The organism is Burkholderia sp. BE17 (genome assembly GCF_009362305.1).
GTDB lineage: Bacteria > Pseudomonadota > Gammaproteobacteria > Burkholderiales > Burkholderiaceae > Burkholderia > Burkholderia pyrrocinia_C.
Genome location: NZ_WHNU01000061.1, coordinates 22,004 through 48,676, shown reverse-complemented (window position 1 = coordinate 48,676; position 26,673 = coordinate 22,004). Strand labels below are relative to the sequence as shown.

The window sequence follows — 26,673 nt, the reverse complement described above, 5'->3', positions numbered from 1 at the left end:
CGTGGATGCTATCGGAACAATAATGCAGATACCGCGTTCAGTGGAAGCGCGGTTTTCAACCGATGCTGAAATACGCCCTTTTACTGAAATCCGGCGCCGCCCCCGCGCTTCCGCGCGGCCCGCTACACCGCGATCAGTTCGCGCACGCCGTTCGTTTCCATGTCGCGCGCGTCGCCGCCCGCGACGATCTCGCCGCGGCTCATCACCCAGTAGCGGTCCGCGATCGAGCGCGCGAAATCGTAATACTGTTCGACGAGCAGCACCGTCATGTTCGATTCGTCGACGAGCTGGCGCAGCGTGCGGCCGATGTCCTGGATGATCGACGGCTGGATGCCCTCGGTCGGCTCGTCGAGGATCAGCAGCTGCGGCTCGCTCATCAGTGCGCGGCCGATCGCGAGCTGCTGCTGCTGGCCGCCCGACAGGTCGCCGCCGCGCCGCGCGCGCATGTCCTTCAGCACCGGAAACAGGTCGTAGATGCGGTCCGGCACTTTCGACGGTGCCTTGCGGCTCGCCGCGCCGACGAGCAGGTTCTCCTCGACGGTCAGCCGCGGGAAGATGTCGCGGCCCTGCGGCACGTACGCGAGCCCGGCCGCGACGCGCGCATACGGCGGCAGCGCGCCGAGCGCCGTGCCGCGCCACGACACGGTGCCGCTTTTTGCGGCGACCACGCCCATCAGGCAGCGCAGCAGCGTGCTTTTGCCGACGCCGTTGCGGCCGAGCAGCACGGTGAGCTTGCCGTCGTCGGCGGCGAGGTTCACGTTGCGCAGGATATGGCTGCCGCCGTAGTACTGGTTCAGTGCTTCGATCTTCAGCATCGCATCATCGTCCGAGGTAAGACTCGATCACCGCGTCGTCGCGCTTGACCTGGTCGAGCGTGCCTTGCGCGAGCACCGCACCTTCGGCCATCACCGTCACGCGGCCCGTGTCGCCGGCGAGCGCCGCGACGAATTCCATGTCGTGCTCGACGACCATCATCGAGCAGGTGCCGCGCAGCGTGTTCAGCAGCTCGGCGAGTTCCATCGTCTCGTGGTCGGTCATCCCGGCCGCCGGCTCGTCGAGCAGCAGCAGCGCGGGGCGCTGCATCAGCAGCATGCCGATCTCGAGCCGCTGCTTCTGCCCGTGCGACAGCTCGCCGGCCGCGCGAAACGCATGGCTTTCGAGGCCGATCAGCGCGAGCGTCTCCTCGATCTTCGCCTGCGCCGTGCGGTCGAGCCGCGCGCGCAGCGACGCGAGCCAGCCCTTGTCGGTCTGCATCGCGAGCTCGAGGTTTTCCCACACCGGGTGCTGCTCGAACACGGTGGGTTTCTGGAACTTGCGGCCGATCCCCGCGCGTGCGATTTCCGGCTCGCTCATCCGCGCGAGGTCGAGCGTCTGGCCGAGAAACACGTTGCCGGCGTCGGGGCGCGTCTTGCCGGTGATCACGTCCATCATCGTCGTCTTGCCGGCGCCGTTCGGGCCGATCACGCAGCGCAGCTCGCCCGCGTCGATCGCGAGCGACAGTTTCTTCAGCGCGCGGAAGCCGTCGAAGCTCACCTCGATGTCCTCGAGGTACAGGATCGTGCCGTGCGACGTGTCGATGCCGGGCGGCACGACGCGGCCCATCGAAGCGGTGCCGCTGACGGCCAGCAGCTCGTCTTCCGGCGGCGGCGTGAATTGGTAGAGGGCCGTTCCGTTCATGCACGTTTCCCCTTCGCGAGCACGGTTTCGACGAGGCCCATGATCCCGCGCGGCAGCAGCAGCGGCACGAGCACGAAGATCAGGCCGAGGAAGAACAGCCAGTATTCGGCGAAGTAAGCGGTAAACAGGCTCTTCGCGCCGTTCACCGCGAACGCGCCGACGATCGGCCCGATCAGCGTGCCGCGCCCGCCCACGGCGACCCAGATCGCCATCTCGATCGAGTTGCTGGGCGACATCTCGCCGGGGTTGATGATGCCGACCTGCGGCACGTACAACGCGCCCGCGATGCCGCACAGCACGGCCGACACGGTCCACACGAACAGCTTGTACGCGAGCGGGCTGTAGCCGAGGAACATCAGCCGCGTCTCGCCGTCGCGCACCGCGGTGACGACGCGCCCGAGCTTGCTCGTGACGATCGCGCGCGCGGCGATGAACGCGAGCACCAGCGTCGCGAACGTCAGCAGCAACAGCACCGTGCGCGTGCCGGGCGACGTGATCGCGAAACCCGCGATGCGCTTGAAGTCGGTGAAGCCGTTGTTGCCGCCGAAGCCCGTCTCGTTGCGATAGAACAGCAGCATCGCGGCGAACGTCAGCGCCTGCGTGATGATCGACAGGTACACGCCTTTCACGCGCGAGCGGAACGTGAAGAAGCCGAACACCCACGCGAGCACGGCCGGCACGAGCACGACGAGCGCGAGCGCCCACGCGAGGTGCTGCGTGCCGCTCCAGTACCACGGCAACTGGTGCCAGTCGAGGAACACCATGAAGTCGGGCAGGTCGCTGCCGTACTTGCCGTCGCGGCCGATCTCGCGCATCAGGTACATGCCGATCGCATAGCCGCCGAGCGCGAAGAAGAGGCCATGGCCGAGGCTAAGAATCCCGCAGTAGCCCCATACGAGATCGAGCGCGAGCGCGGCGATCGCGTAGCACATCAGCTTGCCGGCGAGCGTCATCGCGTAGGCGGACAGATGGAATGCGCTCGCTTCGGGCGCGACGAGCGCGGCGAGCGGCACGCCGATGCCGATCGCGATGCACAGCGCGACGAGCGCGAGCCATGCGCGGCGCGACAGCAGCGCAGGGCGCGGCGGCAGGCCGAGCGCGAAGCCGTCGGCCGCGCGTGCGGCGGCAGCGGGCGTCGGTGCTTCGGCGACCGGGTTCGACATCGAATCGGTAATGAAAGTCACGTCAAGCCTCCGCGCTGCGGCCCTTCGGGGCGAACATGCCCTGAGGGCGTTTCTGGATGAACAGCACGATCATCACGAGCACCGCGATCTTCGCGAGCACGGCGCCCCAGAACGGCTCGATCGCCTTGCTCGCGAGGCCGAGCCCGAAGCCGCCGAGCACGGTGCCGGCAATCTGTCCGACGCCGCCGAGCACCACTGCCATGAACGAATCGATGATGTAGTTCTGGCCGAGGTCGGGCCCCACGTTGCCGATCTGCGACAGCGCGCAGCCGCCGAGGCCGGCGATGCCCGCGCCGAATGCGAACGCATACGCGTCGACGCGCGCGGTCTTCACGCCGACGCACGCGGCCATCCGGCGGTTCTGCGTGACCGCGCGCACGAACAGGCCGAGCCGCGTCTTCGTCAGCACGGTCCACGCGACGAACACCACCGCAAGCGCGAACGCGAGGATCGCGAGCCGGTTGTACGGCAGGATCAGGTTCTGCATCACGGTCACGCCGCCGCTCATCCACGACGGGTTAACGACCTGCACGTTCTGCGCGCCGAACAGCATGCGCGTCGCCTGGATCAGGATCAGGCTCACGCCGAAGGTCGCGAGCAATGTCTCGAGCGGGCGGCCGTACAGGTGCCGCAGCACGAGCCGCTCGAGCACGATGCCGACGAGCGCGGCCGTTACGAACGACACGGGCACGGCGACGAGCGGATACCAGTCGAATGCGCCGGGCGCGTAGCGCTGGATCAGCGTCTGCACGACATAGGTTGCGTACGCACCGATCATCAGGAATTCGCCGTGCGCCATGTTGATCACGCCGATCAGCCCGTACGTGATCGCGAGGCCGAGCGCGGCGAGCAGCAACACGCTGCCGAGCGACAGGCCCGCGAACAGCGTGCCGACGATCTCGCCGCGGCGCTGCAGCGAGTGCAATGCGTCGAGCCCTTGCTGCGCGGCATCGCGCACGCGCGCGTCGGGCTCCGCGTAGCTGCCGTCCGCGTTCTTCGCGACGAGCGGGCGCAGTTGTTCGATCATGTCGAGGTTGCTGCGCGCGGCCACCACCTGCACGGCTTCGAGGCGCTTCGCCGGATCGGCGTCGTGCAGCGCGGCGATCGCCCACAGTGCGTCGAGCCGGCGCTTCAGTGCGGGATCGGTTTCCTTTGCGCGCGCGCGGTCGATCATCGGCTTGAGCGCCGGGTCGGGCGATTTCAGCAGCGCATCGATCGCGTCGCGTCGCGCGGCGACGTCGGGCGATGCGAGCGCGAGGCCCGACAGTGCGCCCGCGATCTTCGTGCGCAGCAGGTTGTTCAGCATCACGGGCTGCGCGTCGCCGGCCGGTGTCGCGGCCTGCGTGAGCGCGTCGTGCGCGGTGTCGCCGCTCTGGATCAGCAGGCGGCCGTCGCCGGTCGCGAGCGCGTCGCCGGTCGACAGCGCGTTGAGCACGGCAACGGCGCGCGGATCGGCATCGGCGGCGAGCCGGTCGATCGCGGCCGTCTTCGCATCGAAGTCGTCGCCGGCAAGCGCGGCGGTATCGGCGGCCGTCAGCGCGAACGCGGCGCGCGGCAGTGCACCCGCGAGGGCGGCGCACGCGACGATCGCGACGGCGGCTCGGCGAAAGCGGATAGGCATCGGGAGATCCTGTCTGGCGTGGGAAAGCGGATTCATGCGGCGAGGCGCCGGCGCGTGAGGTTCGTCACCGCAGGCGCGGCCGGCGCGTCGGCACCGGCATGCGAGCGGCACGTCACGCCGATGCGCGACGCGCCGCACCGCGTCAGGCCAGCGCCGCGCGCTGCCGGCGCAGGAATGCGGGGATCGACGAGACGATGTCCGGCTTGCCCTGGTTGCCCGCGATGAACGGGCTCCACGGCTGCGCGCGCACCGCGGTCTTCGTCTTCCACACGACGTTGAACTGCCCGTCGCCGCGGATCTCGCCGATCATCACCGGCTTGTGCAGGTGATGGTTGCCGTCCATCGCGAGTGTGAAGCCCGACGGCGCGGCGACGGTCTGGCCGATCATCGCGACGCGCACCTTGTCGACGTCGGTGCTCTTCGCCTTCTCGACGGCCTGCTTCCACATGTGGATGCCCACGTAGGTCGCTTCCATCGGGTCGTTGGTCACGCGCTTCGCGCCGCCCGGCAGGTTGTTCGCCTTCACCCATGCGGCGAACTGGTCCTTGAACTTCGTGTTGGTCGGATTCTTTACCGACATGAAGTAGTTCCACGCGGCGAGGTGGCCGACGAGCGGCTTCGTGTCGATCCCGCGCAGTTCCTCCTCGCCGACCGAGAACGCGACGACCGGCACGTCGGTCGCCTTGATGCCCTGGTTGCCGAGCTCCTTGTAGAACGGCACGTTCGAATCGCCGTTGATCGTCGAGATCACGGTCGTCTTGCCGCCCTGCGAGAAGGTCTTGATGTTCGCGACGATGGTCTGGTAATCGCTGTGGCCGAACGGCGTGTAGACCTCCTGAATGTCGGCGTCCTTCACACCCTTCGATTTCAGGAACGCGCGCAGGATCTTGTTGGTCGTGCGCGGATACACGTAGTCGGTGCCGAGCAGGAAGAAGCGCTTCGCGCCGCCGCCTTCCACGCTCATCAGGTACTCGACGGCCGGAATCGCCTGCTGGTTCGGCGCGGCGCCCGTGTAGAACACGTTGCGCGACATTTCCTCGCCTTCGTACTGCACCGGGTAGTACAGCAGCCCGTTCAGTTCCTCGAACACCGGCAGCACGGACTTGCGCGACACCGACGTCCAGCAGCCGAACACGCACGCGACCTTGTCCTGCGTGAGCAGCTGGCGCGCCTTCTCGGCGAACAGCGGCCAGTTCGACGCGGGATCGACCACCACGGGCTCGAGCTTGCGGCCCATCACGCCGCCGCTCTTGTTGATGTCGGCGATCGTCATCAGCGCGGTGTCCTTCAGCGACGTCTCCGAGATCGCCATCGTGCCCGACAGCGAGTGCAGGATGCCGATCTTGATCGGGCCGGTGCCCGCATCCGCCGCATGCGCGAACGGGCTCTTGCCCGCCAGCGCGAGCGCGCCGGCCATCGAACCGAACTTCAACAGACTGCGACGTTTCATCTGTTTCCCCTTGACGTGTTGGATGTGCGTGCGCCGTGGCGGCGCCGGCCATCGGGTAACGCAAGGCATGTGCCAGTCGCGCGGATGCACGCCCGGCGTGCCTGTGCGGCGCGGTGCAGGGCGTTGCTGCGGTGCGGATGACGCGTCGTGCAGCACGCGCGGTCCGTTGCGGTGCAGGTTCGCGGGCGCAAATGGTGCACGGTTGCGGTTCATCGTTCCGGTGCCTGCGTGCGCTTCCGGAAGGGCGCGATGATCCACTATGCGGGCGACATCCTCGCGTTTTCGCCGCTGCTCGTCATCGACGACGCTCGGATTGCCGGGGTGTTCGCGATCGTTGCCGACGCGTTGAAGGAAACGGAGTAGGGCGGGGAAAGCGAAACGGGCCCGCCATGCGCGCCCGTTCGACGGATCGTGTGGCCGGCGCGGTGCCGGTCACCGGTATGGCGGCGCGCGATGCGCCGCCGGAGAGATCAGTAACGCGGCACGGACGGATCGACGTCGCGCGACCACGCGTCGATTCCGCCCTGCAGGTTGTACAGCTTCGTGAAGCCGCGCGATTCGAGGAACATCGCGACCTGTGCGCTGCGCATCCCGTGATGGCACACGCAGACGATTTCCGCTTCGTCGTCGAGCTCTTCGCTGCGCGCGGGGATCTGCTGCATCGGGATCGATACGCTGCCGGCGATCTGCGCGGTCGCGATTTCCCACGGCTCGCGCACGTCGAGCACGACCGGCGCGGGGCGCGCCGTATCGCCGAGCCATTCCGCGAGCATCGCGGGCGTCAGGATCTGCATGGAGGCTCCGCCGCTCAGAACTTGAAACGCGACGGCTCGATCGCGTTGACGAGGTGGTCGATGTAGGTTTCGAACACGTCGGCGACGCGATACTGCTTGTCGTCGATGCGCGTGATGATCTGCGCCTTCATCACCGGACGGCCGCCGACGAATGCCGACAGGCGGCCGCCGACCTTCAGCTGTTCGAGCATTTCCTGCGGCACGACGGGCAGGCCGCCCGCGACGCAGATCACGTCATACGGCGCCTTGCCGGCCCAGCCGCGCGAACCGTCGCCGAGCACGACTTCCACGTTGGTCACGCCGTCGTTGCGGAGGTTGTCTTCCGCGAACTTCGCGATCGCCGGATCGATCTCGACGGCCGTCACGTGCTGCGCGCGGTGCGCGAACAGCGCGGCCAGGTAGCCCGAGCCCGCGCCGATCAGCAGCACGTTCTCGTGCTTCTTGACCGTCAGCTCCTGCAGCACGCGCGCTTCGACGCGCGGGAACAGCATCTTGCTGGTGCCGCCGGGCAGCGGCAGTTCGAGATCGGCGAACGCGAGATCGCGATATTCGGGCTGAACGTAGTTTTCACGCTTGACGATCGACAGCAGGCCCAGGACGTCCAGATCCAGCACGTCCCACGGCCGGATCTGCTGTTCGATCATGTTGAAACGCGCGTTTTCGATATTCATGGTGTGGTCATGCAGCCTGGTCGGCCATCAGCGGGGGTAGATAAACTCCGCGATTGTATCAAACAGGGCGGAGGTCAAGCCTTCAGGCGGCCTGCAACAGACCTTTATCCTTTGCTCTTCTTGATCTGCGCCTCGAATGCGAGGTCGAGCTTGCTCGCCTTGCGCGGCTTTTTGGGGCCGAATTCGTCGACGAACTTGACGAACTCGTCGAGCGGCAGCGGCTCGCAGCACTTCTCGGCGGTGCCGCCCGAGCGGTCGACGAGATAGAACAGGCCGCCCGCCATCGCGACGGCCGCGAATTGCGGGTTGCCGGAGCGGGTCTTCAGGCGTTCGACCGCGTAGGTCGCTTTGGTGGTGCGCATCGTGCGGGTTCTGGCGGAGCGGAAGCCCCACACTGTATCAAACCGGCCGGGCCGCGTGCGGCCGCCGGTTTGCCGGCGGCAACGCACGTTCGCAAGCCCGTTATCGGCGGGAACTGACCCTAGACCGTGCGCGAGTAGCGTTGCCGCGGCGCCTGCCCGAGATACGCGTCGAACGCCATCGCGATGTTGCGCACGACCATCCGGCCGGCCGGATGGATCGTCAGGCGGTCGCCCGCGATCGTCAGCAGCCCGTCGCGCTCGAACGGGCGCAGCGCGTCGAGCTCGCGCGCGAAATGATCGGCGAAGCGGATGCCGTGCGCGGCCTCGACGTGCGAGAACGGCAGTTCGAGGTTGCACATCAGTTGCGTGATCACGTCGCGGCGCAGCCGGTCGTCGGGCGTGAGCCGTACGCCGCGCGCGATCGGCAGCCGGCCCGCGTCGAGCGCGGCGCCGTACGCGGGCAGATCCTTCGCGTTCTGCGCGTAGACGTCGCCGACCTTGCCGATCGACGACACGCCGAAGCCGACGAGGTCGGTATCCGCGCGCGTGCTGTAGCCCTGGAAATTGCGCTGCAGCGTGCCGTTGCGCTGCGCGCGCACGAGCTCGTCGGACGGCCGCGCGAAGTGGTCCATCCCGATGTACACGTAGCCGGCCGACGTCAGCATGTCGATCGCGAGGCCGAGCAGCGCGATGCGCGTTTCGGGCGGCGGCAGCGTCGTATCGTCGATCTGCCGCTGCATCTTGAACAGGTGCGGCATGTGCGCGTAGCCGAACACCGACAGCCGGTCGGGCGCGAGTTCGATGATCGTCTCGAGCGTGCGCGCGAACACGGCGACCGTCTGGTGCGGCAGCCCGTAGATCAGGTCGACGCTGACCGAATGGAAGCCCGTCGCGCGCGCGGCAGCGAGCAGGTCGGCCGTCATCGCGAGCGGCTGGATGCGGTTGATCGCCTGCTGCACGACCGGATCGAAATCCTGCACGCCGAGGCTCAGCCGGTTGAAGCCGATCGTGCGCAGGTGCACGAGCGTCGCGGGCGTGACCGTGCGCGGGTCGATCTCGATCGAGAACTCGGCTTCGGCGTCCGGCGCGAGCGCGAAGTGCTCGCGGGTGGCCGCCATCAGCTCGGCCGTTTCGTCGTCGGAAAGAAAGGTCGGCGTGCCGCCGCCCCAGTGCAGTTGCGTGACGGGGCGTGACGGATCGAACAGCGTGGCCTGCAGCGCCATCTCGCGCTTGAGCTGGTCGAGATACGGGCGCGCGCGGCGGCGGTTGTTGGTCGCGATCTTGTTGCAGCCGCAGTAGAAGCACGCGGTGTTGCAGAACGGGATGTGGAAGTACAGCGACAGCTCGCTCGACGACGCGCCCGGGTCGCCGGCCGCGCGCACGTAGTCGGCCGGATCGAAATCGTCGCGGAACTGCAGCGCGGTGGGGTACGACGTATAGCGCGGCCCGTTCGCGCCGTATTTCGTGAGCAAATCGGGACGGAACATTATGTCGGCAGAACCGGAGCTCATGATGGTCTCGCGCTTTTCACTTTTCAGATGTTTTCGAGTATATAAACGCGCGATTCGGCTGCATTGCGTAATAACGTCGCAGCCGGCGATGGCACAATGCGGGGTGGGCTGCCGGACACCGCGTCCGGTTGTCGCACCGTTTTTTGTTGTTCGTTCGAGAGAGCCGAGTGTCCGTCGAAATGCCTGTCCGCCCGGCGCCCGCCGATGTCCCGCCGCCGCATGCGTGCCGCGAGGGCTGCGGCGCGTGCTGCATCGCGCCGTCGATTTCCAGCCCCATTCCGGGCATGCCCGACGGCAAGCCGGCCGGCGTGCGCTGCGTGCAGCTCGGCGACGACCTGCGCTGCCGGATCTTCGGCCGGCCCGAGCGCCCCGCGTGCTGCTCGGGGCTGCAACCGTCAGCCGACATGTGCGGCGCATCGCGCGACGACGCGCTCGCGTGGCTCACGCGCCTCGAGGCCGCGACGCAGCCGTCGCCGCGTGGCGGCATGGGGCGGTAGCGGGTTGCCGACCGCGTTCGGGACGAATGCGACGCATGGAACCCGCGGCGCGGGTTGAAGCACTAACTCCGGTCGTTTGCCCGGCATGGGCGCAGCGCCGATAGCCCGATCGCCGCTGCGCCGGATACAGGAGATTGTTCAAGCATGACCGCACCTCGCGCGCCCGGCCGGCGCCGTTTTCTCGCCGCAACCGTCGGCGCCATCGGCGTGTGTGTATCGCTCGCCGCCTGCGCATCGACGTTCCCGTTCATCCCCGATCACTACACGTTCTCGCGCGGCGACGTGCAGAAAGCCGTCGCGCGCAAGTTCCCGTACCAGAAGACGGTCGCGCAGGTCGTCGACGTGTCGCTCGCGAACCCGGCCGTCAACCTGCTGCCCGACCAGAACCGCGTCGCCGTGCAGCTCGACGCGAATTTCGCGAGCCCGTTCCTGCGCGCGCCCGTCAGCGGCAAGTTCACCGTGTCGGGCCAGCTCGCGTACGACGCGCCGAGCCGCTCGGTCGTGCTGAAGGCGCCGTCCGTCGACAGCCTCGTGCTCGACGGCGACGCGCAGATGTACGGGCAACAGGTCGGCGCTGCCGCCGGCCTGCTCGCGACGCAGTTGCTGACCAACTATCCGATCTACACGTTCAAGCCCGAGCAACTGCAATTTGCCGGGGTGAACTACGAACCCGGTACAATTACGATTCTTACAAACGGCATACGCGTGGCGATCGTCGAAAAATGACGACGGACCGCGCGGCCGAGCGGGCCGCGCGGCAACCTGGCCCTTCCTTTCGACCATTTCGGAGTTGGGCCACGGATGGACTGGATCCTGATCTGCAAGGCATTGATCCTCGGCGTCGTCGAGGGGCTGACGGAATTCCTGCCGGTGTCGAGCACCGGTCACCTGATCGTCGCGGGCAGCTTCCTGAATTTCAACGATTCGCACGCGAAAACCTTCGACGTCGTGATCCAGTTCGGCGCGATCCTCGCGGTCTGCTGGGAGTACCGGCAACGGATCGTGTCGATCGTGTCCGGGCTGCCGAGCCGGCCCGACGCGCGGCGCTTCACGCTGAACGTCGTGATCGCGACGATTCCCGCGATCGCGCTCGGCCTGCTGTTCGAGAAGAAGATCAAGGCCGTGCTGTTCTCGCCGGTGCCCGTCGCGTTCGCGCTCGTCGTCGGCGGCGCGATCATCCTGTGGGCCGAGGCGCGGCAGCGCGAGCGCGGCGAGCCGCCGCGCGTGATGTCGGTCGATGCGCTGACGCCGCTCGATGCGCTGAAGGTCGGCATTGCGCAGTGCTTCGCGTTGATTCCCGGCATGTCGCGGTCGGGCTCGACGATCATCGGCGGGATGCTGTTCGGCCTCGACCGGCGCGTCGCCACCGAATTCTCGTTCTTCCTCGCGATTCCGATCATCTTCGGCGCGACGCTCTACGAAACCGTCAAGGACTGGCAGGCGTTCACCGTCGATTCGCTCGGCCTGTTCGCACTCGGGCTCGTCGCCGCGTTCGTCAGCGCGTTCGTGTGCGTGCGCTGGCTGTTGCGCTACGTCGCGACGCACGATTTCACGGTGTTCGCGTGGTACCGGATTGCGTTCGGGCTGTTCGTGCTATTGGTGGGGTACAGCGGCTGGTTGAACTGGGCGTGATGCGGGAGCCGGTGCCCGGCGTGCTTTCATAAGCCAACGGCCCGATCGGCAGATGCCGGTCGGGCCGTTTTGTCGTCCGGGGCAGTGCTCCGCCTCAGCGCAATGGCTTAGCCTGCGCGCTTGCGGAACACCAGATCCCATACGCCGTGGCCGAGCCGCAGCCCGCGCCGTTCGAACTTCGTCACCGGGCGATAGTCGGGGCGCGGCGCGTAGTCGGCAGCTGTGTTTTCGAGCGTCGGTTCCGCGCCGAGCACTTCCAGCATCTGTTCCGCGTAGTTCTGCCAGTCGGTCGCGCAGTGAATGTACGCACCGGGCTTCAGGCGCGACGCGAGATGCGCGACGAGCGGCGGCTGGATCAGCCGGCGTTTGTGGTGGCGCGCCTTGTGCCACGGATCGGGGAAGAAGATATGCACGCCGTCGAGGCTTTCCGGCGCGAGCATGTGCTCGAGCACTTCGACCGCGTCGTGCTGGATGATGCGGATGTTCGACAGGTTCTGCTCGCCGATCAGCTTCAGCAGCGCGCCGACGCCCGGCTCGTGCACTTCGACGCCGAGGAAGTCGTCGCCGGGGCGGTTCGCGGCGATTTCCGCGGTCGATGCGCCCATTCCGAAGCCGATCTCGAGGATGCGCGGCGCGCTGCGGCCGAACACCGCATTCCAGTCGGGCATCTCCGGCGTATACGGGACGACGAAGCGCGGGCCGAGTTCGTCGAGCGCGCGGCGCTGGCCGGTCGACACGCGGCCGGCGCGCGTGACGAAGCTGCGGATGCGGCGGTGGTGCAGCGGATTGACTTCGTCGGCGCCGTCGGCGGCTTCGTCGGGAATGGCGTCGTCGTGCGGCGGCAGGCCGGCTTCGTTCGGATCGTCGTGCATCATCGGTACAAAGAAAGGCGTTGTTGCGGGCGAGGGCCCGTTGCGCGCAGCAGTGCGCCGGGGAACCGGCACATGGTACAAAAAAGCCGCCTTCGACGAGGCGGCTTTTGCGCAGGCTGCCGTGCAGCCGGAAAGTGGAGCGGGCGATGGGAATCGAACCCACGTCATCAGCTTGGGAAGCTGAGGTAATGGCCATTATACGACGCCCGCAGAACGCGCAATTCTACAGGGGTTCGGGTGGGGATGGCAAGCGTCGGATTCTGGCTGCTGGCATCGAAACTGGCATGGCTCGATGCTGGAGCGGTGGCGTCGCTGGCAGTGTCGGGTGAGCCCCCGCTATTCACGGGATCTACTGTCCATGCTGAAGGCACATCCCTTCGGCGCGCTGTAGCATCGGAGCCGAATTTCAGCGGCCCAACGGATGTGCAGCATACGCTCCTTGGGCGATTCGTGTTTAAGCTCCCCATTCGATATATTGCTGGCCTCAGCGGGCTACATTCTCATGACTTGTCGGCTCCGCTACAATTCCGGCGGCATAACCGGGGAGCCGTCCCCGTGAGAGCGCGAGCCACCGAGGGCTTGCAACAAATAAGAAGATGGATAACGCATGAACATGACTGAATTAGCTCAGGCAATTCGTGGTGGCCTGATCCAACAAGATCGCTTGCTCAAGACAGACATCCCGTCGTTGCCGGACAATGCGCTCATACCGTGCCGGGCCGTGACCTATTCCGAACTCGGTCGCGACTTCAGCGTCATGCTCGACATGGTATCCACGGCAGGCGACATCGAACTCAAGGCGTTGATCACTCAACCGATGACGCTGTGGATTCAGCAGGCGAACAAGTCTTATCTGCCAGTCAACGGTTATATCCACACGGCGCGCAGGCTGGGCGACGACGGTAGCCTTTCTAGCTATCAACTTGTCGTCGCGTCATGGATGTACTTCCTCAAATTCCGGCGCGATATGAGGTACTGGCAGGACAATAGCGCCGACCGCATCATCGCTGACGTATTCGATGTCCATCCGCAGGCTCGTGGACAGTATCAGTTTGCGTTGTCGAAGCCTCTGCCCTCGCGCTCGTACTGCCGTCAGAGCGAAACCGACTGGAATTTTGTCCATCGACTGATGGAAGAGGAGGGCCTGTACGGCTTCTGGCGCCAAGGCAAGGACGGCAAGTCGCATATGCTGGTCGTGACCGACGACATTTACGCGCTGGACGAGATGTCGCCTAAGCCGGTCGGATTCAACAGGTCGGGCACAGGCAGCGATACGGATGCGTTTACACAGTGGGCGGGTTCGCGGACGTTGCAAAGCACGGTCCATACGACGCGCACGTTCGACTACAAGGCGCCGTCGTCCGCCGACAGTCCGAACGGAACGACGTTGCCGACGAAGGCCGGCCAGGGAAATTTGCCGGAACGGGCCGAAGTCTACGAATACACGGGCGCCTATACCTATGGACGTCAGGACCGAGGTGAGCAGCTCTCGAAAATCCATCTGGAAGAATGGGAGTCGCGCGCCAAGCGGTTCGTCGGGATGGGAGGGGTGCGAGGTATCGACGCTGGCCTGCGCTTCGGATTGACTGGCCATCCGGAACACGATCGCGATTCCGGCGAGCAGCGAGAGTTTGCTGCGATCAAGGTCCGGCGCTACATCGAGAACAACCTACCGCTGTCGAATCACGAAACCAGCTTTCCACATAGCGTGCAATCCGACCTGAAGCGGGCGAAAGAGGGGTACGCGGGCGTGCCCGTCCACCACGATGACGGTTCGGCAGGCTTCTATTTGGTCGAAGTCGAGGCGCAACGCACCACGGTTCCGTATCGCAGCCCGTTCGAACACCTGAAGCCGGAGATGCATCTCGAGACGGCGATCGTTGTCGGGCCGCAGGGGGAAGAGGTCCATACCGACGAACTGAACCGTGTGAAGGTGATGTTCGTCTGGGACCGGCAGAACCCGGGAGATGCCGGTGCCTCGTGCTGGGTCAGAGTTGCGCAATCGGATACCGGCGGCGGCTACGGCAGTGTGCATATTCCGCGAGTCGGCGAGGAAGTCATCGTTGGTTATGTCGGCGGCGACTGCGACCGGCCGATCGTGCTGCATCGCGTCTACAACGGTGCGGTCAACCAGCACTGGCATAGCAACGGAATCCTTTCGGGCTATCGCTCGAAAGAGTACGGCGGCAGCGGCTACAACCAGATGGTAATGGACGACGCGACGGGCCAGAACCGCGTCCAGTTGATGAGCAGCAGTGCGAATAGTTTGCTGCATCTGGGCTACCTCATCGATCAGAGCGGAAATACTCGCGGTACGTATCTTGGATCGGGTTTCGATCTGAGGACGGATGCGTACGGCGCCGTGCGTGCTTCGCAGGGGCTGTATGTTTCGACGTATCCAAAGTCGGCGAATAGTCAGCCGCTCGACGTTCGCGAAGCGCAACAGCAGCTCGTCAATGCCGAGAGCATGATTGAGGCAATGTCGCAGGTAAGCCAGACGCATCAGGCGGAAAGCCTGGGAGAGGGGCATGACGCGCTGAAGACGTTTACCGATGCGACGCAAAGCAGCGTGCAAGGCTCGCAGTCGGGAGGACGGACGGCGGGAGGCGGTGCCGGGAGTGTGAACGCGTTCAAGACGCCAGTCATGCTGGTGGCGAGTCCTTCCGGTATCGCGCTGTCGACGCAGGCATCCGTGCATGTTTCGAGCGATCAGCAAACAAATCTGGTGAGCGGTCAGAGCACGTTCATCGCCAGCGGGAAGTCGTTGGTAGCGAGTGTGGCGGAGAAGATCAGCCTGTTTGTGCAAAACGCCGGGATGAAGCTGTTTGCGGCCAAGGGAAAGGTGGAGGTTCAGGCGCACTCGGACAATATCGAAATAACGGCCCAGAAAACGGTCAAGGTCCTGTCGGCCACCGAGAATATCGAGGTGGCGGCGCAGCAGGAGATTTTGCTTACCTCGGGTGGCGCCTATATCCGGCTCAAGGGCGGCGACATCGAGATTCACGCGCCTGGAAAGATCGATGTGAAAGGGGCGCAGCATGCATTCAGCGGGCCGACGCGGATCGATTATCCGCTGTCGCCCGCGCCGACGTCCCGCGGTGCTGCAGCGCTGCAATACCATTACCACGACGACACGCCCGTGCAGGGTGCCAAGTTCACCATCCACTACGACAGCGGCGCTACCTTTTCCGGCACCGTCGACAGCAAAGGCATGGCTGATCTGACAGGTGCTCCGCAAGGACCGGGGCGCATCGAGTTGGGTGAGGACAGCCGACCCTACGAAATCAAGGCCACCGAGAAAAATCCCAGCTACAAGGCTCATTGGGACGAGTTCGACATGCAAGCCTCCCTGGACCGGATGCAAGGAGGTCGGGCATGAGTAGCAGTTGGGTCAGCCAGGCGGCATCCGAGGTCGGCGACTATCTGTGGAGCGGCGCCACTACAGTCGGCGATACTGTCGTCGGCGCCGTCGCAGGGGAGTTCTCGCAAAAGCGCAATACGGGCGCCATCATCATCGATGCCGTCATCAGCATGTTCCCTGTCGCCGGAGAAATTACGGCCGCTCGCGACGCGATCGCCATCACGCTTCGCATGTGCGACGACCCGAAGGTTCGGGACGACGGGTGGGAGTGGGTGGCGCTCGTGCTTTGTCTTGTCGCTGTCGTTCCGGTGGTCGGAGGTTTGCTCAAGGGCATAGGCAAGTTGTTGATGCGAGCGGTCAGCAAATCCGAAGATCTGGTCAAGCTATGCCAGGAAATCCTGGCCTTGATCCGCAAGGCTGGCTTCGGCAATGCTGTGGAGTGGCTCAGGCAACTGGACTTCAACAAGTATCAGTTTGTCGTGAGAAACGCGTTCGGCATGATGCTGGATCGCATCGGCAAGGCGCTGAATTTCATTCTGAACCGGCTCGGGTCTGTTATCCCGGCGCGGGTGGCGAGTTATATCCGGAAGCTGCTGCCGATGCTGGAGGAACTGCGCAAGCTGGGGGACACGCAAATCGCGCTGGCCTTCAAGGATCTGATGCGCTTGCTTGAGCGCGTGCGAGGCCATCTGGTGGAGGGCACCTGGGCGGATGTGAAGGTGGGGGGCGGGACCACTCGGACGATGACCGAGGAGGCGCGCTTGGCTCATCTGGCCGAGGAGACGAAGAGCCTGGGGCATAAGCCGATGACCAAGGAGGACTATGTACACAAGGAGGGATGGCCGGACCTCAGGGAGTTCAAGGTGGGCGAAGCCATTGGCACCTTCAGTGTAAAGACGCCGATCAAGGCAATTACACGGACGCCAGGCGAAGTAATGATACGTGTTGTCGATAGCCGAAGATTGGATAAACCATGGACGATTCCCGGCAAGTTCTGGGCTGACAAACTGGCTCCAAACGGATTCTGGTGGCGTATCCGGAGCGCGATCAAGCATGCTTGGAGCATGAATGGCAGCTATGCGAAGATGAAGGTGCCAACGCGCGAAGCCATGGAAAAGCTCGGTATCAAGGTGCCTGATGATTGGGATGGGATGCGTCTATGGGAGGGGCGCATTGCCGAGCAATGGGACGATGAGGGGGCGGAGGCGACCATGCGCTTGCTGGTCGGAGGCGATCTTCAGTATTTCGTGGACTTTATGCATGAGTCCAACGCTCCTGTGGCAGAGTGGATAAAAACGCAGGTCAAGGCGCAGCGGACGAATTGGACCGACGTGAGGCTGCCCGATCAAGCAGAAGCTCGGGCACTCTTCCTGGCAGAGCGTGAAAGATCGGACAAGATCAGACAGGAAGGCTATGCGCGGCGAGCCCTCGCCGATGGCGGAAAACAATCGACGGAAGAACAGAACCAATGATGCTGAATACTCTGACCATGACTCCTGAGCAGGAGCTGGATGCGCGCGCCAAAGCGTTTTACCTTCTCAAGAAATGGACAAGCGTTACGTTCCTGGATCATGCAGTTAGTTTGTTCAGGGATTTTCTGCACGCGTACGCCAAGCAATTGGACACGCCGAGCCCAAATCAGCAGGAATTGGAGGCAGCGTATGTCAGCGATTTCCTGAATGCGTTGGTGAGGATGGATCAAGGCATTGAGACATTGCGACAAGGTGCCGACAAGCGATCGGCTTACGATGCGCTCATAACGGGTAGCGAGAAGGGGGGCGAGCTTTTGTTCGGGCGGAGTGCGCACGAGGTCGGTCGAACATATGACCCGTTTTTCCACGCGCTTGGCGTGAGGGATACGAGATTTTCGGATTTCGAATATGCAACGGGGTATGCGGAAGGGGCGTGGATTGAAGAGTTGAGCTGTCAGGCGCTCAAGTGCACTGTCGGGCTCGATTTTTCCGAATACCTTACCTACGGCAAGCGTGCCGACGGCGGCACTCGTGTGTTCAAGCATTGGACGTATGAATCGTTGTTCCAGGATCCGTTATTTCCTGCATGGCGGTATTGGCCACCCGGTCGCACCTATCCCGCATCGCTTCCTCCCTGTCCGTCCAAGAACGAATCCGCAAGCGGCGAGGTTTGCAGCGATCAGGAGATTCCTGTCGAGGGTATCTGGGAGCCATGGTTTCCTTCCGGCAAGGTGGGCTGTCCGAGCTACTTCCTCAAAGGCAGTGTTGCTCACAAGTACCTGTTGGAAGGGGCCAACGACGAACATGCGGTGCGCTGGCGGCTGCTGTGGGAAGACAAGCGTTACCGGGATGGCAGCATTCCGGCGGAGGAGGAAACTTACTTCCCCAAGCCTGTCGCACAACCGAGGCTACGGGTCCTGCCCGGAGAGCCTTGTCCGCGCACCGGCTACTGGCAAAGCCCTGCCGTGAAAGATTCGGTTCATGTCGAGGCAGGAGCGCCAATGCCGGGGCCGCAGCGCACAACGTGGGGGATGGTCATTTGGCATTATGGAGATCCTCAACCGGACAATTGAAGAACTGCTGAGCCACGAGGGTATTCGCACATGCAGTCGTCTACCCTGAAGTACGCGCGGCACAAGTGCTTCGAGAAGATGCGCCACTACGTTCGTCAGGCGAAACAGGTTGTGCGGTGTGACGCGGATCTTCGATGGCTGACATTCAATGTCACCTCGTTGCTGCGTGACGACGAGGGGCCGGGGTATTTCTACGTCAATCGGTTCCGCAAGAACCAAGGTTCAGCATTGCCTAAGCACGTGGTGCACCTCAAGATGATCACGTTGGATAGGGAAGACTAGCCACCGAGCAGATTCGCGAACTGGCCGCAGCTGTGCAGGAGGAGTCCACCCGAGCCAGGGGGAAGCGCGCTTACAGCCGCGCCGGTGTCGAAAATAGACGAGTCGGTGTCGGAAGCATACAAGCCCCGGGAACGCTTCCGAACTAACGTGACGGATCACTTACCTGATCGTTTGGAGCTGACATGTCCGATTTCATCACCGTTTTGCGCGAAACCTGCCCGACTCCGGTCCTTGACGCGACCAAGTGGAAGCGCATCGGCGGCGATCCGCACACCGTGAACCTCAACGCTTACGTCTCCAAGGACGGCAGCAAGATCATGGGCACCTGGATCTGCACCCCGGGCAAGTTCGAGGTGAACTACGAGAAATGGGAGTACTGCCACTTCCTCGACGGCTACTGCATCATCACGCCGGAAGGCGAGGAGTCGGTGCACCTGAAAGCCGGCGATGTGTTCGTGATTGAACCCGGCATGAAAGGAACCTGGGAAGTGGTGGAGACGGTGCGCAAGTACTTCGTCTTCGCCTGAGCGGGCCCGTAGATTCGACCACGCATATCGTCGTCGTCCGGTACCTTCCCGGTTCGCGGCCTCTGTTATCGCGGCCCTTGCATGTTGCAAGGGCCCTTACACATTAAGAACAAGACGACGCCCGCAGAACGCGTGGTTTTACATGGAATCACACCGGAATGGCAACGGTGCGATTCGGGCCAGTTGAACGGCTGTCGTGCCCGCGGTGTCGGTCCGCGGCATCTTCGTCGCGATCAAGGCCGCCTTCTCTGTGATCGAGCAGCCGCGGCGGCGCGATAGCCGACACCGGTAACGAACGCCTGCACCCGGCCGCGCCAGCGCCTATGATGCAGCGGTCTGCTTATCGTTCCGGCCGCACCGCTTGAACCATCGCATGCGCCGGACATCCCACCGGAACCCGACCATGCGCATCACCGCCATCCGCGAACACGCGATTCCCGTTTCCCGTTATGCCGATCCGGCCATTCCATCCGGCGGGCTGACGACGAGTGTCGTCGCGGTCGTCACCGACGTCGTGCGCGACGGCCGCCCCGTGACGGGCTACGGCTACGCATCGGTCGGCCGTTTCGCGCAGGGCGGCCTGATCCGCGAGCGTTTCGCGCCCCGTTTGCTGGCCGCGGCCGACACGCTTGCCGACGATGCGGGCACGAACCTCGACCCGTTTCGCGCATGGCGCGCGATGATGGCCGGCGAAAAGCCAGGCGGACACGGCGAACGATGCGTCGCAGTCGGCACGCTCGACATGGCGATCTGGGATGCCGCCGCGAAGATCGCCAACCTGCCGCTCCGTCGCTTTCTCGCCGACCGGCTTGAACGCGTCGCGGCACCACGCGTACGCGTGTACGCGGGCGGCGGGTACCGCTATCCGCATGACGATCTCGCACGCCTGTCGGACGAGATGCGCCGCATCGCCGATCTCGGCTATACGCATGCGAAGATCAAGATCGGCGGCGCGGATCTCGATCAGGACCGACGACGCATCGAAGCCGCCGCTGCCCAACTCGCCGACAGCACGCATCTCGCGGTCGATGCGATGAACACATACGACGCGACGACCGTGCAGGCCGCCGCGACGATGCTCGCACCGTTCGATCTCTGGTGGTTCGAGGACATCTGCGACCCGCTCGACCTGCCGCTCCAAGCAGACCTTGCCGCGCGATACTCACCGCCGATCGCAGCAGGCGAAGCGCTGTTCTCGCTCGCGGAAGCGAAGCTGCTCGACCGCTACGGCGGCCTGCGCAGCGACCGCGACGTGCTCGTGTTCGATCCGGTGCATTGCTACGGACTGCCGGGCTATCTGCAGATCGTCGACCACTTCGTTTCGCGCGGCTGGCGGCGCGACGCGTTCTGGCCGCACGGCGGCCACCTGTTCTCGCTGCACGTCGTTGCCGCGCTCGGGCTCGGCGGCGTGGAAGTCAATCCGTTCGCGTTCCATCCGTTCAGCGGACTCGCCGATGGCGAAACTGTCGACGCAGGCTACGCATGCGTACCGCAGGCGCCAGGCATCGGCTTCGACCTGCATGTCGACGCGCACAACGCGTGTCGCAAGCTATCGGGTCGCTGACGCCTGAAGCGCGCCGAGCGCGCCGAGCGCGATCAGCAGCGCGTCGCTGCCTGCGCAGGCGAGGGCGATGGAGAGCAGATAGGGGCTCGAGATCGAGCGCTTGATGACGAAGGCGTCCTTGGGGCCGACCGACGTGAACAGGCCGGCGCCAAGAAGCAGGCCTTCGATGAAGGCAGAGGTGTCGAGCACGAGCGGGCCGACAACCTCTTAAGCTGAACCGGTGATGGTTACGATGAGGGAAACGTTAAGGGCTGCCGGGGAGCGTTGTCAATGCCGCCGCGCCGCGCAGGTCACGCGCGACCGGCATCGCCGGCCGCCCATTCCGGCCGCTGCCCGAGCGTGTCGAACAGCCGCACGATCTCGGCCTTCACCTTCTGCACCGCATTGCTGACGAGCGCCGTATCGTGCCAGCACAGCGACAGGTCGCGCGCGAACAGCCGGTGCGCGACCGTCGACAGCTTGAGCTTGCGTTCCTCGATCTCGACGTGCGCGGCCGTCCACGGCAGGATCGTCACGCCGAGCTGCGCCATCACGGCCGCGAACAGCAGCCCGGTCGAGCTCGCCTCGAAGCTGATCTCGTACGACAGCCCGGCCTCGCGCATCGCCCAGTCGACACGGTTGCGGATCGTGTTCGGCGCGCTCGGCAGCACGAGCGGCATCCGCGCGATCGCGTCGAGCGGCACGGGATCGTCCGGCACCGGAAACCCGGGCCACGTGATCAGGTACAGCGTTTCCGTCAGCAGCCGGTGGATCGCGATACCGCGCGTGTCGACCGCGTCGACGACGATCGCGAGATCGAGTCGTGCGCGTTCGAGCAGCGTGTCGAGATCGGCGCTCGGCGCCTCGATCAGCTCCAGCATGATGCCCGGATAGCGGTCGCGCACCGCCCGTGCGAGCGGTATCGCCAGCACGCGCGCGGTGCTCGACGGCATCCCGACCGTCACGCGGCCCTGCGGCGTATCGGCGTCGCGGCGCAGCAGCTCGCGCGTGCCGTCGGCCTGGCGCAGCAGTTCGAGCGCATGCCGGTACAGCGTGCGGCCGGCGGCGGTCGGCGCAACGCCGCGCACGCTCCGTTCGAGCAACTGCATCCCGAGATCCTGTTCGAGATTGCGCATCTGCTGGCTCACCGCGGGTTGCGCGACATGCAGCGCCTCGCTCGCATGCGTGACGTTGCCGCATTCGACGACCTTCACGAAATAGCGCAACTGTCTCAAGTCCATCGCCGCCGTCTCCCGATTCAAGCCATAAGCCAATCCGATCGATTGAGATGAATATCATATTTTTCGGCGATCGAAGGTATTTCTATACTCGTCTCACAAAAGAGCCAGCCCGCCGGCCATCCCGGACCGGACGCGGCAACAGTGCCGGCCGCGCCGGCAAGGAGACGAAGATGTTGAAGGCGATCGACGCGCCGGCGGCCGGCGCGAAGCCGCGGCGCACGCCGCTCACGCGCGAGCAGGTCAAGGGCTTCTGGGCCGTGTACGCGGGCTGGGTGCTCGACGGCGTGGATTCGGTGATCTACGCGCTCGTGCTGATTCCCGCACTGACCGAACTGCTGCCGGCATCCGGCATCGCGGCGACACCCGCGAATCTCGGCATGTACGGCTCGATCCTGTTCGCGCTGTTCCTGATCGGCTGGGGGCTGTCGTTCGTCTGGGGGCCGCTCGCCGACCGCTTCGGCCGCGTGCGCACGCTCGCCGCGAGCATCCTGATCTATTCGGTGTTCACCGGCGCGGCCGCGTTCGTGCACGACGTGTGGGCGCTGGCCGCTTGCCGGCTGATCGCCGGGATCGGCGTCGGCGGCGAATGGGCGCTCGCGGGCACCTACGTCGCCGAGAGCTGGCCCGAGGACCGCCGCAAGATGGGCGCCGGCTACCTGCAGACGGGCTACTACTTCGGCTTCTTCATCGCGGCCTGCCTGAACTACACGATCGGTGCGACCTACGGCTGGCGCGCGATGTTCCTGTGCGGGCTGGCTCCCGCGCTGCTCGCGGTGTTCACCGTGATGCGCGTGAAGGAGCCGGGGCAGTGGCGGCGGCACGACGCGCGCGACGGCGACGCGGCCGACGCGCGGCGCGCGCATCCGCTGCGCGAGATTTTCGCGCCGGTGTTCCTGCGTCGCACGCTGACGAGCGCGAGCCTCGTCGGCGTCGCGATCGTCGGGCTGTGGGCCGGCTCGGTCTACGAGGCGAGCGCGGTCAGTACGCTGGCGGCGCGCGCGGGCATCGATCACATCGGCGCAATGCGGCTCGCGTCGGTCGGCGCGGCGATCCTGTCGTGCGCGACGATCGTCGGCTGCCTGGTCGCGCCGTGGCTGTCGGAACGGCTCGGCCGCCGCGCGGCGCTCGGCGTGTATTTCGCGGGCATGGCCGGTTCGATCGTGTTCGCGTTCGGCTGGGCGTTCTACCAGCCGAACGGGCTCACGGCGTTCATGGTGTCGCTCGCGTTCCTCGGTTTCTTCGGCGGCAACTTCGCGATCTTCTCGCTGTGGCTGCCCGAGCAGTATCCGACGCGCGTGCGGGCCACCGCGTTCGCGTTCAACGCGTCGGTCGGCCGGTTCATCGGCGCGGGCGTGAACTTTCTGCTCGGCGCGGCGATTCACGGCTACGGGTCGCTCGGCGTGCCGGTCGCATGGACCGCGGCCGTGTTCGTGCTCGGCATCCTGATCCTGCCGTTCGCGGTCGAAACGCGCCACCAGGCGCTGCCCGAATGAGCGGCACGCCGCGATCGTACGGAAACACGCAACATCCCGTCATCAATATCAGGAGTCCGGAATGCAGGCATTACAAGGAATCAGGGTCGTCGATCTGAGTCGCGCGCTGTCGGGGCCGTTCTGCTCGATGGTGCTCGCCGATCTCGGCGCCGACGTGATCAAGGTCGAGTCGGGGCCGAACGGCGACATGAGCCGCACATGGGGCCCGTTCGATCGCGGCGTGAGCACCTACTACCTGTCCTGCAACCGCAACAAGCGCGGCGTCTGCGTGGATTTCCGGCAGCCGGCAGGCCTCGACGTCGTGCGGCGGCTGATCGCGCAGGCCGACGTCGTGATCGAGAATTTCAAGGCCGGCACGATGGACGCGATGGGGCTCGGTTACGCCGCGCTGAGCGCGCGCGATCCGCGGCTCGTGATGGGCAGCGTCACCGCGTTCGGCCCGCGCGGCCCGTTGCGTGACTGGCCGGGCTTCGACCAGATCGCGCAGGGCTACGCGGGGCTGATGAGCCTTACCGGCTTCCCGGATGGCGAGCCGACCCGCACGGGCACCGCGATCGGCGATCTCAGCTCGGGGATGTGGGTCGCGACCGGCGTGATGGCCGCGCTGTTCGAACGCGAACGCACGGGGCGCGGACAGCATGTCGGCACGTCGCTGCTCGAGAGCCTCGTCGCGCTGCTGAGCGTGCACGGGCAACGCTACCTGAGCCTCGGCGACGTGCCGCGCCGCACCGGCAATGCGCATGCGGTGATCGCGCCGTACGGCGTGTTCGAGACGGCCGACGGGCCGCTCAACCTCGCGCCGATCACGACCGACATGTGGCTGCGGCTGTGCCGGTTGCTGGACCTGCCCGAGCTGCCGAACGATCCGCGCTTCGCGACCAACGATGCGCGCGTCGAGCACCGCGTCGCGCTGAAGGCGCTGCTCGAAGGCCGGCTGCGCACGCGCGGCAAGCGCGAATGGACGCAGCGCTTCGTCGAGGCGGGGCTGCCGGCCGGTCCGATCAATACGCTCGACGAAGTGTTCGGCGATCCGCAGCTCGCGCACTGCGGGCTGGTCGAACCGGTCGTGCATCCGACGCTCGGGACGCTTCGCCAGGTCGTCACGCCGCTCGGCGGGATGGGCGACGAGGTGCCCGCGCCGCGCACGCGCCATGCGCCGCCGCTGCTCGGCGAGCATACGGTCGACGTGCTGCGCGAAGCGGGCTACGGCGACGACGCGATCGACGCGCTGCTGGCGGAGCGTGCGATCTTCCAGGCGGAAGCGGTGGCGGAGGCCCTGCAATGATCGACACGATGAAACACGACATGCCGTCGAACGTGACGGTCGACATGATCGGCGAGCGGATCGCACGCGTGCGGTTCGCGAATCCGGCGCGGCGGCATGCGCTCGACGCACCGTTGCTCGATGCGCTCGTCGCGCGCCTCGATGCGCTTGCCGAGCGCTGTCCGCCGCCCGTCGTGATCCTGTCGAACGACGGCAGCGGCGACGTGTGGAGCGCGGGGCACGACCTGCGCGAACTGGCCGACGACCGCGATCCGCTCGCGTACGACAAGCCGCTCGAACGGGCGCTGCGGCGCGTGCGGACCTATCCGGGCGCGGTGATCGCGGCGGTGGCGGGATCGGCATGGGGCGGGGCGGTCGATCTCGTGATGAGCTGCGACCTCGTCGTCGCGGCGCGCGATGCGCGTTTCGCGATGACGCCCGCGAACATCGGCCTGCCGTATTCGACGAGCGGCCTGCTGCGCTTCTACGACAACCTGCCGATCCACGTGCTGAAGGAAATGTTCTTCTGCGCGCAGCCGCTCGATGCGGAGCGCGCCGCGCATCACGGGCTCGTGAACCGGTTGGCGGAAGCGGGTGGCGTCGACGATGCGGCGCTCGACGTCGCGCGCACGATTGCCGCGAAGGCGCCGCTCGCGGTGCACGCCGTGAAGGAGCAATTGCGCGTGCTGCAGGACGCGCGGCCGTTGCCGGTCGATGCGTTCGAGCGGATTGCCGAGCTGCGTCGGCACGCGTGCGAAGGCGCGGATTTCGACGAAGGGCTGCGTGCGTTTGCGGAGCGGCGCGCGCCGGTGTTTCGCGGCGTCTAGGCGTTGAGGGGGCCGCGCGGCGTTGCGGCGCGACGGCGGTAGGCTTTAAACGCTACACGCCGCCGATCGCGTGCGCGCCGACGAGCAGCAGCGCGCCCACCACGATCAGCAGCAGCGCGTGAATGCGCGAAACCATCACGCACAGCGTCGACGCGACCGCGATCGCGCGCGCGGGCCAGCCGCCGTCGAGCGCCTGCAGCAGTACCCACACCGACGCGAGGATCATGCCGGCCGCGACCGGGCGCAGCCCGGCTTCGAGCGCGATCTGCCAGCGCGCGCCCTGGTGCCGCCGCCACAGGTGCGCGACGCCGTAGATCAGGAACGCGGTCGGGCCGAACAGCGCGAGCGTCGCGATCACCGCGCCCCAGAAGCCGGCCACCTGCCAGCCGATCAGCGTCGCAAGCAGCGAGCCGGGGCCTGGCGCCATCCGCGCGATCGCGAAGTCGTTCACGAATTGCGTGGCGGTCATCCAGTGATGCACGTCGACGACCTGTCGCTGGATGTCGGCGATGATCGCCTGCCCGCCGCCGATCGTCGCGATCGACAGCGGCGCGAACACGCCGAACAGCGCGGTGTAGCGTTGCGATGCGGTCATGGCTTGCCGCTCCCGGCGGGCGCGGTGGCCGCACGGCGGTATTCGAGCGCGACGCTCAGCGTGCCGCCGATCAGCACGGTCCATACGAGCGGCCAGTGGAGCACCGCAACCGACACGAAGGTGAGCGTCATTACCGCGAACGGCAAAGCGCGGCGCGGCAGCCGGCGCACGGCCGTGATCGCCATCGAGATCGACAGTCCGATCGCCGCGGCCGCCGCGCCGGCGAGTGCGACATGCGTGAGCGGGAAGCGCGTGAGGGTCGAGAACGCGACGCCAAACAGCACGATCAGCACGGCCGGCGGCGCGATGATGCCGGTGAAGCCGGCCACCGCGCCGCGCCATCCGGCGAGCCGGTAGCCGATCCAGATCGCGAGGTTCTTCACGTTGACGCCCGGCAACGCCTGCGACAGCGCGAGGCCGTTGAGGAACGCCTCTTCGTCGAGCCAGCGCCGCTCGTGCACGAAGTCGCGCAGCATCCGCCCGCTGAGCCCGCCGCCGAAACTGGTCAGGCCGATCTGCGCGAACGCGACGAACAGCGCGAGGGTGCCGGGCGGCGGCGCATCGCCTGTGGGCGGCGCCGGCGGAATCGTGGCGGAGGGCGGGGGCATCGTGCGTGCGGCGCGTGGCGATTGGGCGGGCGCCCATGTTAGCAAGCGGCGCCTGTCAGCACGCTGACATCGGCTCGGCGTTGGCGTGATGAAAGCCCGCTGCCGATTCGATCGGT

Annotated in this window: 26 protein-coding genes and 1 tRNA gene; 12 read left to right on the top strand and 15 right to left on the bottom strand. The window is 65.8% G+C overall.

Annotated elements, in window-relative coordinates:
• Positions 1-122: 122 nt before the first annotated feature.
• The 9 genes from urtE to hemN form a co-directional block, all read right to left on the bottom strand.
• On the bottom strand, positions 123-815 hold the full coding sequence (urtE, locus tag GD429_RS36920; protein WP_047900002.1) for an urea ABC transporter ATP-binding subunit UrtE: 693 nt from the start codon (positions 813-815) through the stop codon (positions 123-125).
• A gap of 4 nt (positions 816-819) precedes the next feature.
• Positions 820-1,677 (bottom strand): urea ABC transporter ATP-binding protein UrtD, encoded by an 858-nt coding sequence (gene urtD / locus GD429_RS36915; RefSeq protein ID WP_034182914.1) that lies wholly within the window; start codon positions 1,675-1,677, stop codon positions 820-822.
• Positions 1,674-2,861 (bottom strand): urea ABC transporter permease subunit UrtC, encoded by a 1,188-nt coding sequence (urtC, locus tag GD429_RS36910; protein ID WP_321575113.1) that lies wholly within the window; start codon positions 2,859-2,861, stop codon positions 1,674-1,676. Before urtC ends, urtD begins: the two co-directional genes overlap by 4 nt.
• A gap of 1 nt (position 2,862) precedes the next feature.
• The gene (gene urtB / locus GD429_RS36905) at positions 2,863-4,482 is read right to left on the bottom strand and encodes an urea ABC transporter permease subunit UrtB (protein ID WP_152864737.1); all 1,620 of its coding nucleotides are present in this window, start codon (positions 4,480-4,482) and stop codon (positions 2,863-2,865) included.
• A 142-nt stretch (positions 4,483-4,624) separates the two neighbouring features.
• Positions 4,625-5,932: an urea ABC transporter substrate-binding protein gene (gene urtA, locus GD429_RS36900; RefSeq protein ID WP_152864735.1), complete on the bottom strand. Its 1,308-nt coding sequence runs from the start codon at positions 5,930-5,932 to the stop codon at positions 4,625-4,627.
• A gap of 470 nt (positions 5,933-6,402) precedes the next feature.
• Positions 6,403-6,726, bottom strand: coding sequence for a rhodanese-like domain-containing protein (locus GD429_RS36885; RefSeq protein ID WP_006488544.1), 324 nt, complete (start codon positions 6,724-6,726; stop codon positions 6,403-6,405).
• A gap of 14 nt (positions 6,727-6,740) precedes the next feature.
• Positions 6,741-7,397 (bottom strand): protein-L-isoaspartate O-methyltransferase family protein, encoded by a 657-nt coding sequence (locus GD429_RS36880; protein ID WP_105393051.1) that lies wholly within the window; start codon positions 7,395-7,397, stop codon positions 6,741-6,743.
• A gap of 104 nt (positions 7,398-7,501) precedes the next feature.
• A complete protein-coding gene (locus GD429_RS36875) occupies positions 7,502-7,759 on the bottom strand; it encodes a hypothetical protein (RefSeq protein WP_152864731.1) in 258 nt (85 codons plus the stop codon).
• 119 nt (positions 7,760-7,878) lie between these two features.
• Entirely contained in the window at positions 7,879-9,270 is a 1,392-nt protein-coding gene (gene hemN, locus GD429_RS36870; RefSeq protein WP_152864729.1) for an oxygen-independent coproporphyrinogen III oxidase, read from the bottom strand.
• Positions 9,271-9,449: 179 nt separating this feature from the next.
• On the opposite strand from hemN, the gene GD429_RS36865 reads away from it, so the two are divergent.
• The 3 genes from GD429_RS36865 (at position 9,450) to GD429_RS36855 (ending at position 11,399) form a co-directional block, all read left to right on the top strand.
• On the top strand, positions 9,450-9,767 hold the full coding sequence (locus GD429_RS36865; protein WP_065500557.1) for a YkgJ family cysteine cluster protein: 318 nt from the start codon (positions 9,450-9,452) through the stop codon (positions 9,765-9,767).
• Positions 9,768-9,911: 144 nt separating this feature from the next.
• A complete protein-coding gene (locus GD429_RS36860) occupies positions 9,912-10,493 on the top strand; it encodes a DUF1439 domain-containing protein (protein ID WP_152864727.1) in 582 nt (193 codons plus the stop codon).
• Positions 10,494-10,568: 75 nt separating this feature from the next.
• Positions 10,569-11,399: an undecaprenyl-diphosphate phosphatase gene (locus GD429_RS36855; RefSeq protein ID WP_152864725.1), complete on the top strand. Its 831-nt coding sequence runs from the start codon at positions 10,569-10,571 to the stop codon at positions 11,397-11,399.
• A gap of 107 nt (positions 11,400-11,506) precedes the next feature.
• Here the strand turns inward: GD429_RS36855 and trmB are convergent, their stop codons facing one another.
• Both trmB and GD429_RS36845 read right to left on the bottom strand, forming a co-directional pair.
• Entirely contained in the window at positions 11,507-12,274 is a 768-nt protein-coding gene (trmB, locus tag GD429_RS36850) for a tRNA (guanosine(46)-N7)-methyltransferase TrmB (protein ID WP_152864723.1), read from the bottom strand.
• 132 nt (positions 12,275-12,406) lie between these two features.
• Positions 12,407-12,481: transfer RNA gene (locus GD429_RS36845), tRNA-Gly, on the bottom strand.
• Between the two features lie 397 nt (positions 12,482-12,878).
• Between GD429_RS36845 and GD429_RS36840 the strand changes: the two genes are divergently transcribed.
• The 6 genes from GD429_RS36840 to GD429_RS36815 all read left to right on the top strand — a co-directional run bounded on the left by GD429_RS36840 (position 12,879) and on the right by GD429_RS36815 (position 20,550).
• Positions 12,879-15,650 carry a type VI secretion system Vgr family protein gene (locus GD429_RS36840; protein WP_152864721.1) on the top strand — a complete coding sequence of 924 codons (2,772 nt, stop codon included), beginning with the start codon at positions 12,879-12,881 and terminating at the stop codon, positions 15,648-15,650.
• Positions 15,647-17,104, top strand: a complete 1,458-nt coding sequence (locus GD429_RS36835) for a hypothetical protein (RefSeq protein WP_152864719.1) — start codon at positions 15,647-15,649, stop codon at positions 17,102-17,104. Before GD429_RS36840 ends, GD429_RS36835 begins: the two co-directional genes overlap by 4 nt.
• Positions 17,101-18,177 carry an Imm71 family immunity protein gene (locus tag GD429_RS36830; protein WP_152864717.1) on the top strand — a complete coding sequence of 359 codons (1,077 nt, stop codon included), beginning with the start codon at positions 17,101-17,103 and terminating at the stop codon, positions 18,175-18,177. Before GD429_RS36835 ends, GD429_RS36830 begins: the two co-directional genes overlap by 4 nt.
• Positions 18,178-18,207: 30 nt before the next feature.
• A complete protein-coding gene (locus tag GD429_RS36825) occupies positions 18,208-18,459 on the top strand; it encodes a hypothetical protein (protein WP_152864715.1) in 252 nt (83 codons plus the stop codon).
• A 182-nt stretch (positions 18,460-18,641) separates the two neighbouring features.
• Positions 18,642-18,986: a cupin domain-containing protein gene (locus GD429_RS36820; protein ID WP_152864713.1), complete on the top strand. Its 345-nt coding sequence runs from the start codon at positions 18,642-18,644 to the stop codon at positions 18,984-18,986.
• A gap of 403 nt (positions 18,987-19,389) precedes the next feature.
• Complete coding sequence (locus tag GD429_RS36815; RefSeq protein WP_152864711.1) at positions 19,390-20,550, top strand: enolase C-terminal domain-like protein; 1,161 nt, start codon at positions 19,390-19,392, stop codon at positions 20,548-20,550.
• Here GD429_RS36815 and GD429_RS36810 read toward each other — a convergent pair.
• Positions 20,536-20,739 (bottom strand): hypothetical protein, encoded by a 204-nt coding sequence (locus tag GD429_RS36810; protein ID WP_227792069.1) that lies wholly within the window; start codon positions 20,737-20,739, stop codon positions 20,536-20,538. The genes GD429_RS36815 and GD429_RS36810 overlap by 15 nt on opposite strands.
• 101 nt (positions 20,740-20,840) lie before the next feature.
• Complete coding sequence (locus GD429_RS36805) at positions 20,841-21,770, bottom strand: LysR substrate-binding domain-containing protein (RefSeq protein ID WP_152864709.1); 930 nt, start codon at positions 21,768-21,770, stop codon at positions 20,841-20,843.
• A gap of 170 nt (positions 21,771-21,940) precedes the next feature.
• Between GD429_RS36805 and GD429_RS36800 the strand changes: the two genes are divergently transcribed.
• The 3 genes from GD429_RS36800 to scpB all read left to right on the top strand — a co-directional run bounded on the left by GD429_RS36800 (position 21,941) and on the right by scpB (position 25,354).
• Positions 21,941-23,263, top strand: coding sequence for an MFS transporter (locus GD429_RS36800; protein ID WP_152864707.1), 1,323 nt, complete (start codon positions 21,941-21,943; stop codon positions 23,261-23,263).
• A 61-nt stretch (positions 23,264-23,324) separates the two neighbouring features.
• The gene (locus GD429_RS36795) at positions 23,325-24,548 is read left to right on the top strand and encodes a CaiB/BaiF CoA transferase family protein (RefSeq protein WP_152864705.1); all 1,224 of its coding nucleotides are present in this window, start codon (positions 23,325-23,327) and stop codon (positions 24,546-24,548) included.
• Positions 24,545-25,354 (top strand): methylmalonyl-CoA decarboxylase, encoded by an 810-nt coding sequence (gene scpB / locus GD429_RS36790; protein WP_152864703.1) that lies wholly within the window; start codon positions 24,545-24,547, stop codon positions 25,352-25,354. The genes GD429_RS36795 and scpB overlap by 4 nt, the downstream gene beginning before the upstream one ends.
• Positions 25,355-25,406: 52 nt before the next feature.
• On the opposite strand, the gene GD429_RS36785 is transcribed toward scpB, so the two are convergent.
• Complete coding sequence (locus GD429_RS36785; RefSeq protein WP_152864701.1) at positions 25,407-25,949, bottom strand: chromate transporter; 543 nt, start codon at positions 25,947-25,949, stop codon at positions 25,407-25,409.
• Positions 25,946-26,557, bottom strand: coding sequence for a chromate transporter (locus GD429_RS36780; protein WP_152864699.1), 612 nt, complete (start codon positions 26,555-26,557; stop codon positions 25,946-25,948). The genes GD429_RS36785 and GD429_RS36780 overlap by 4 nt, the downstream gene beginning before the upstream one ends.
• Between the last annotated feature and the right edge of the window lie 116 nt (positions 26,558-26,673).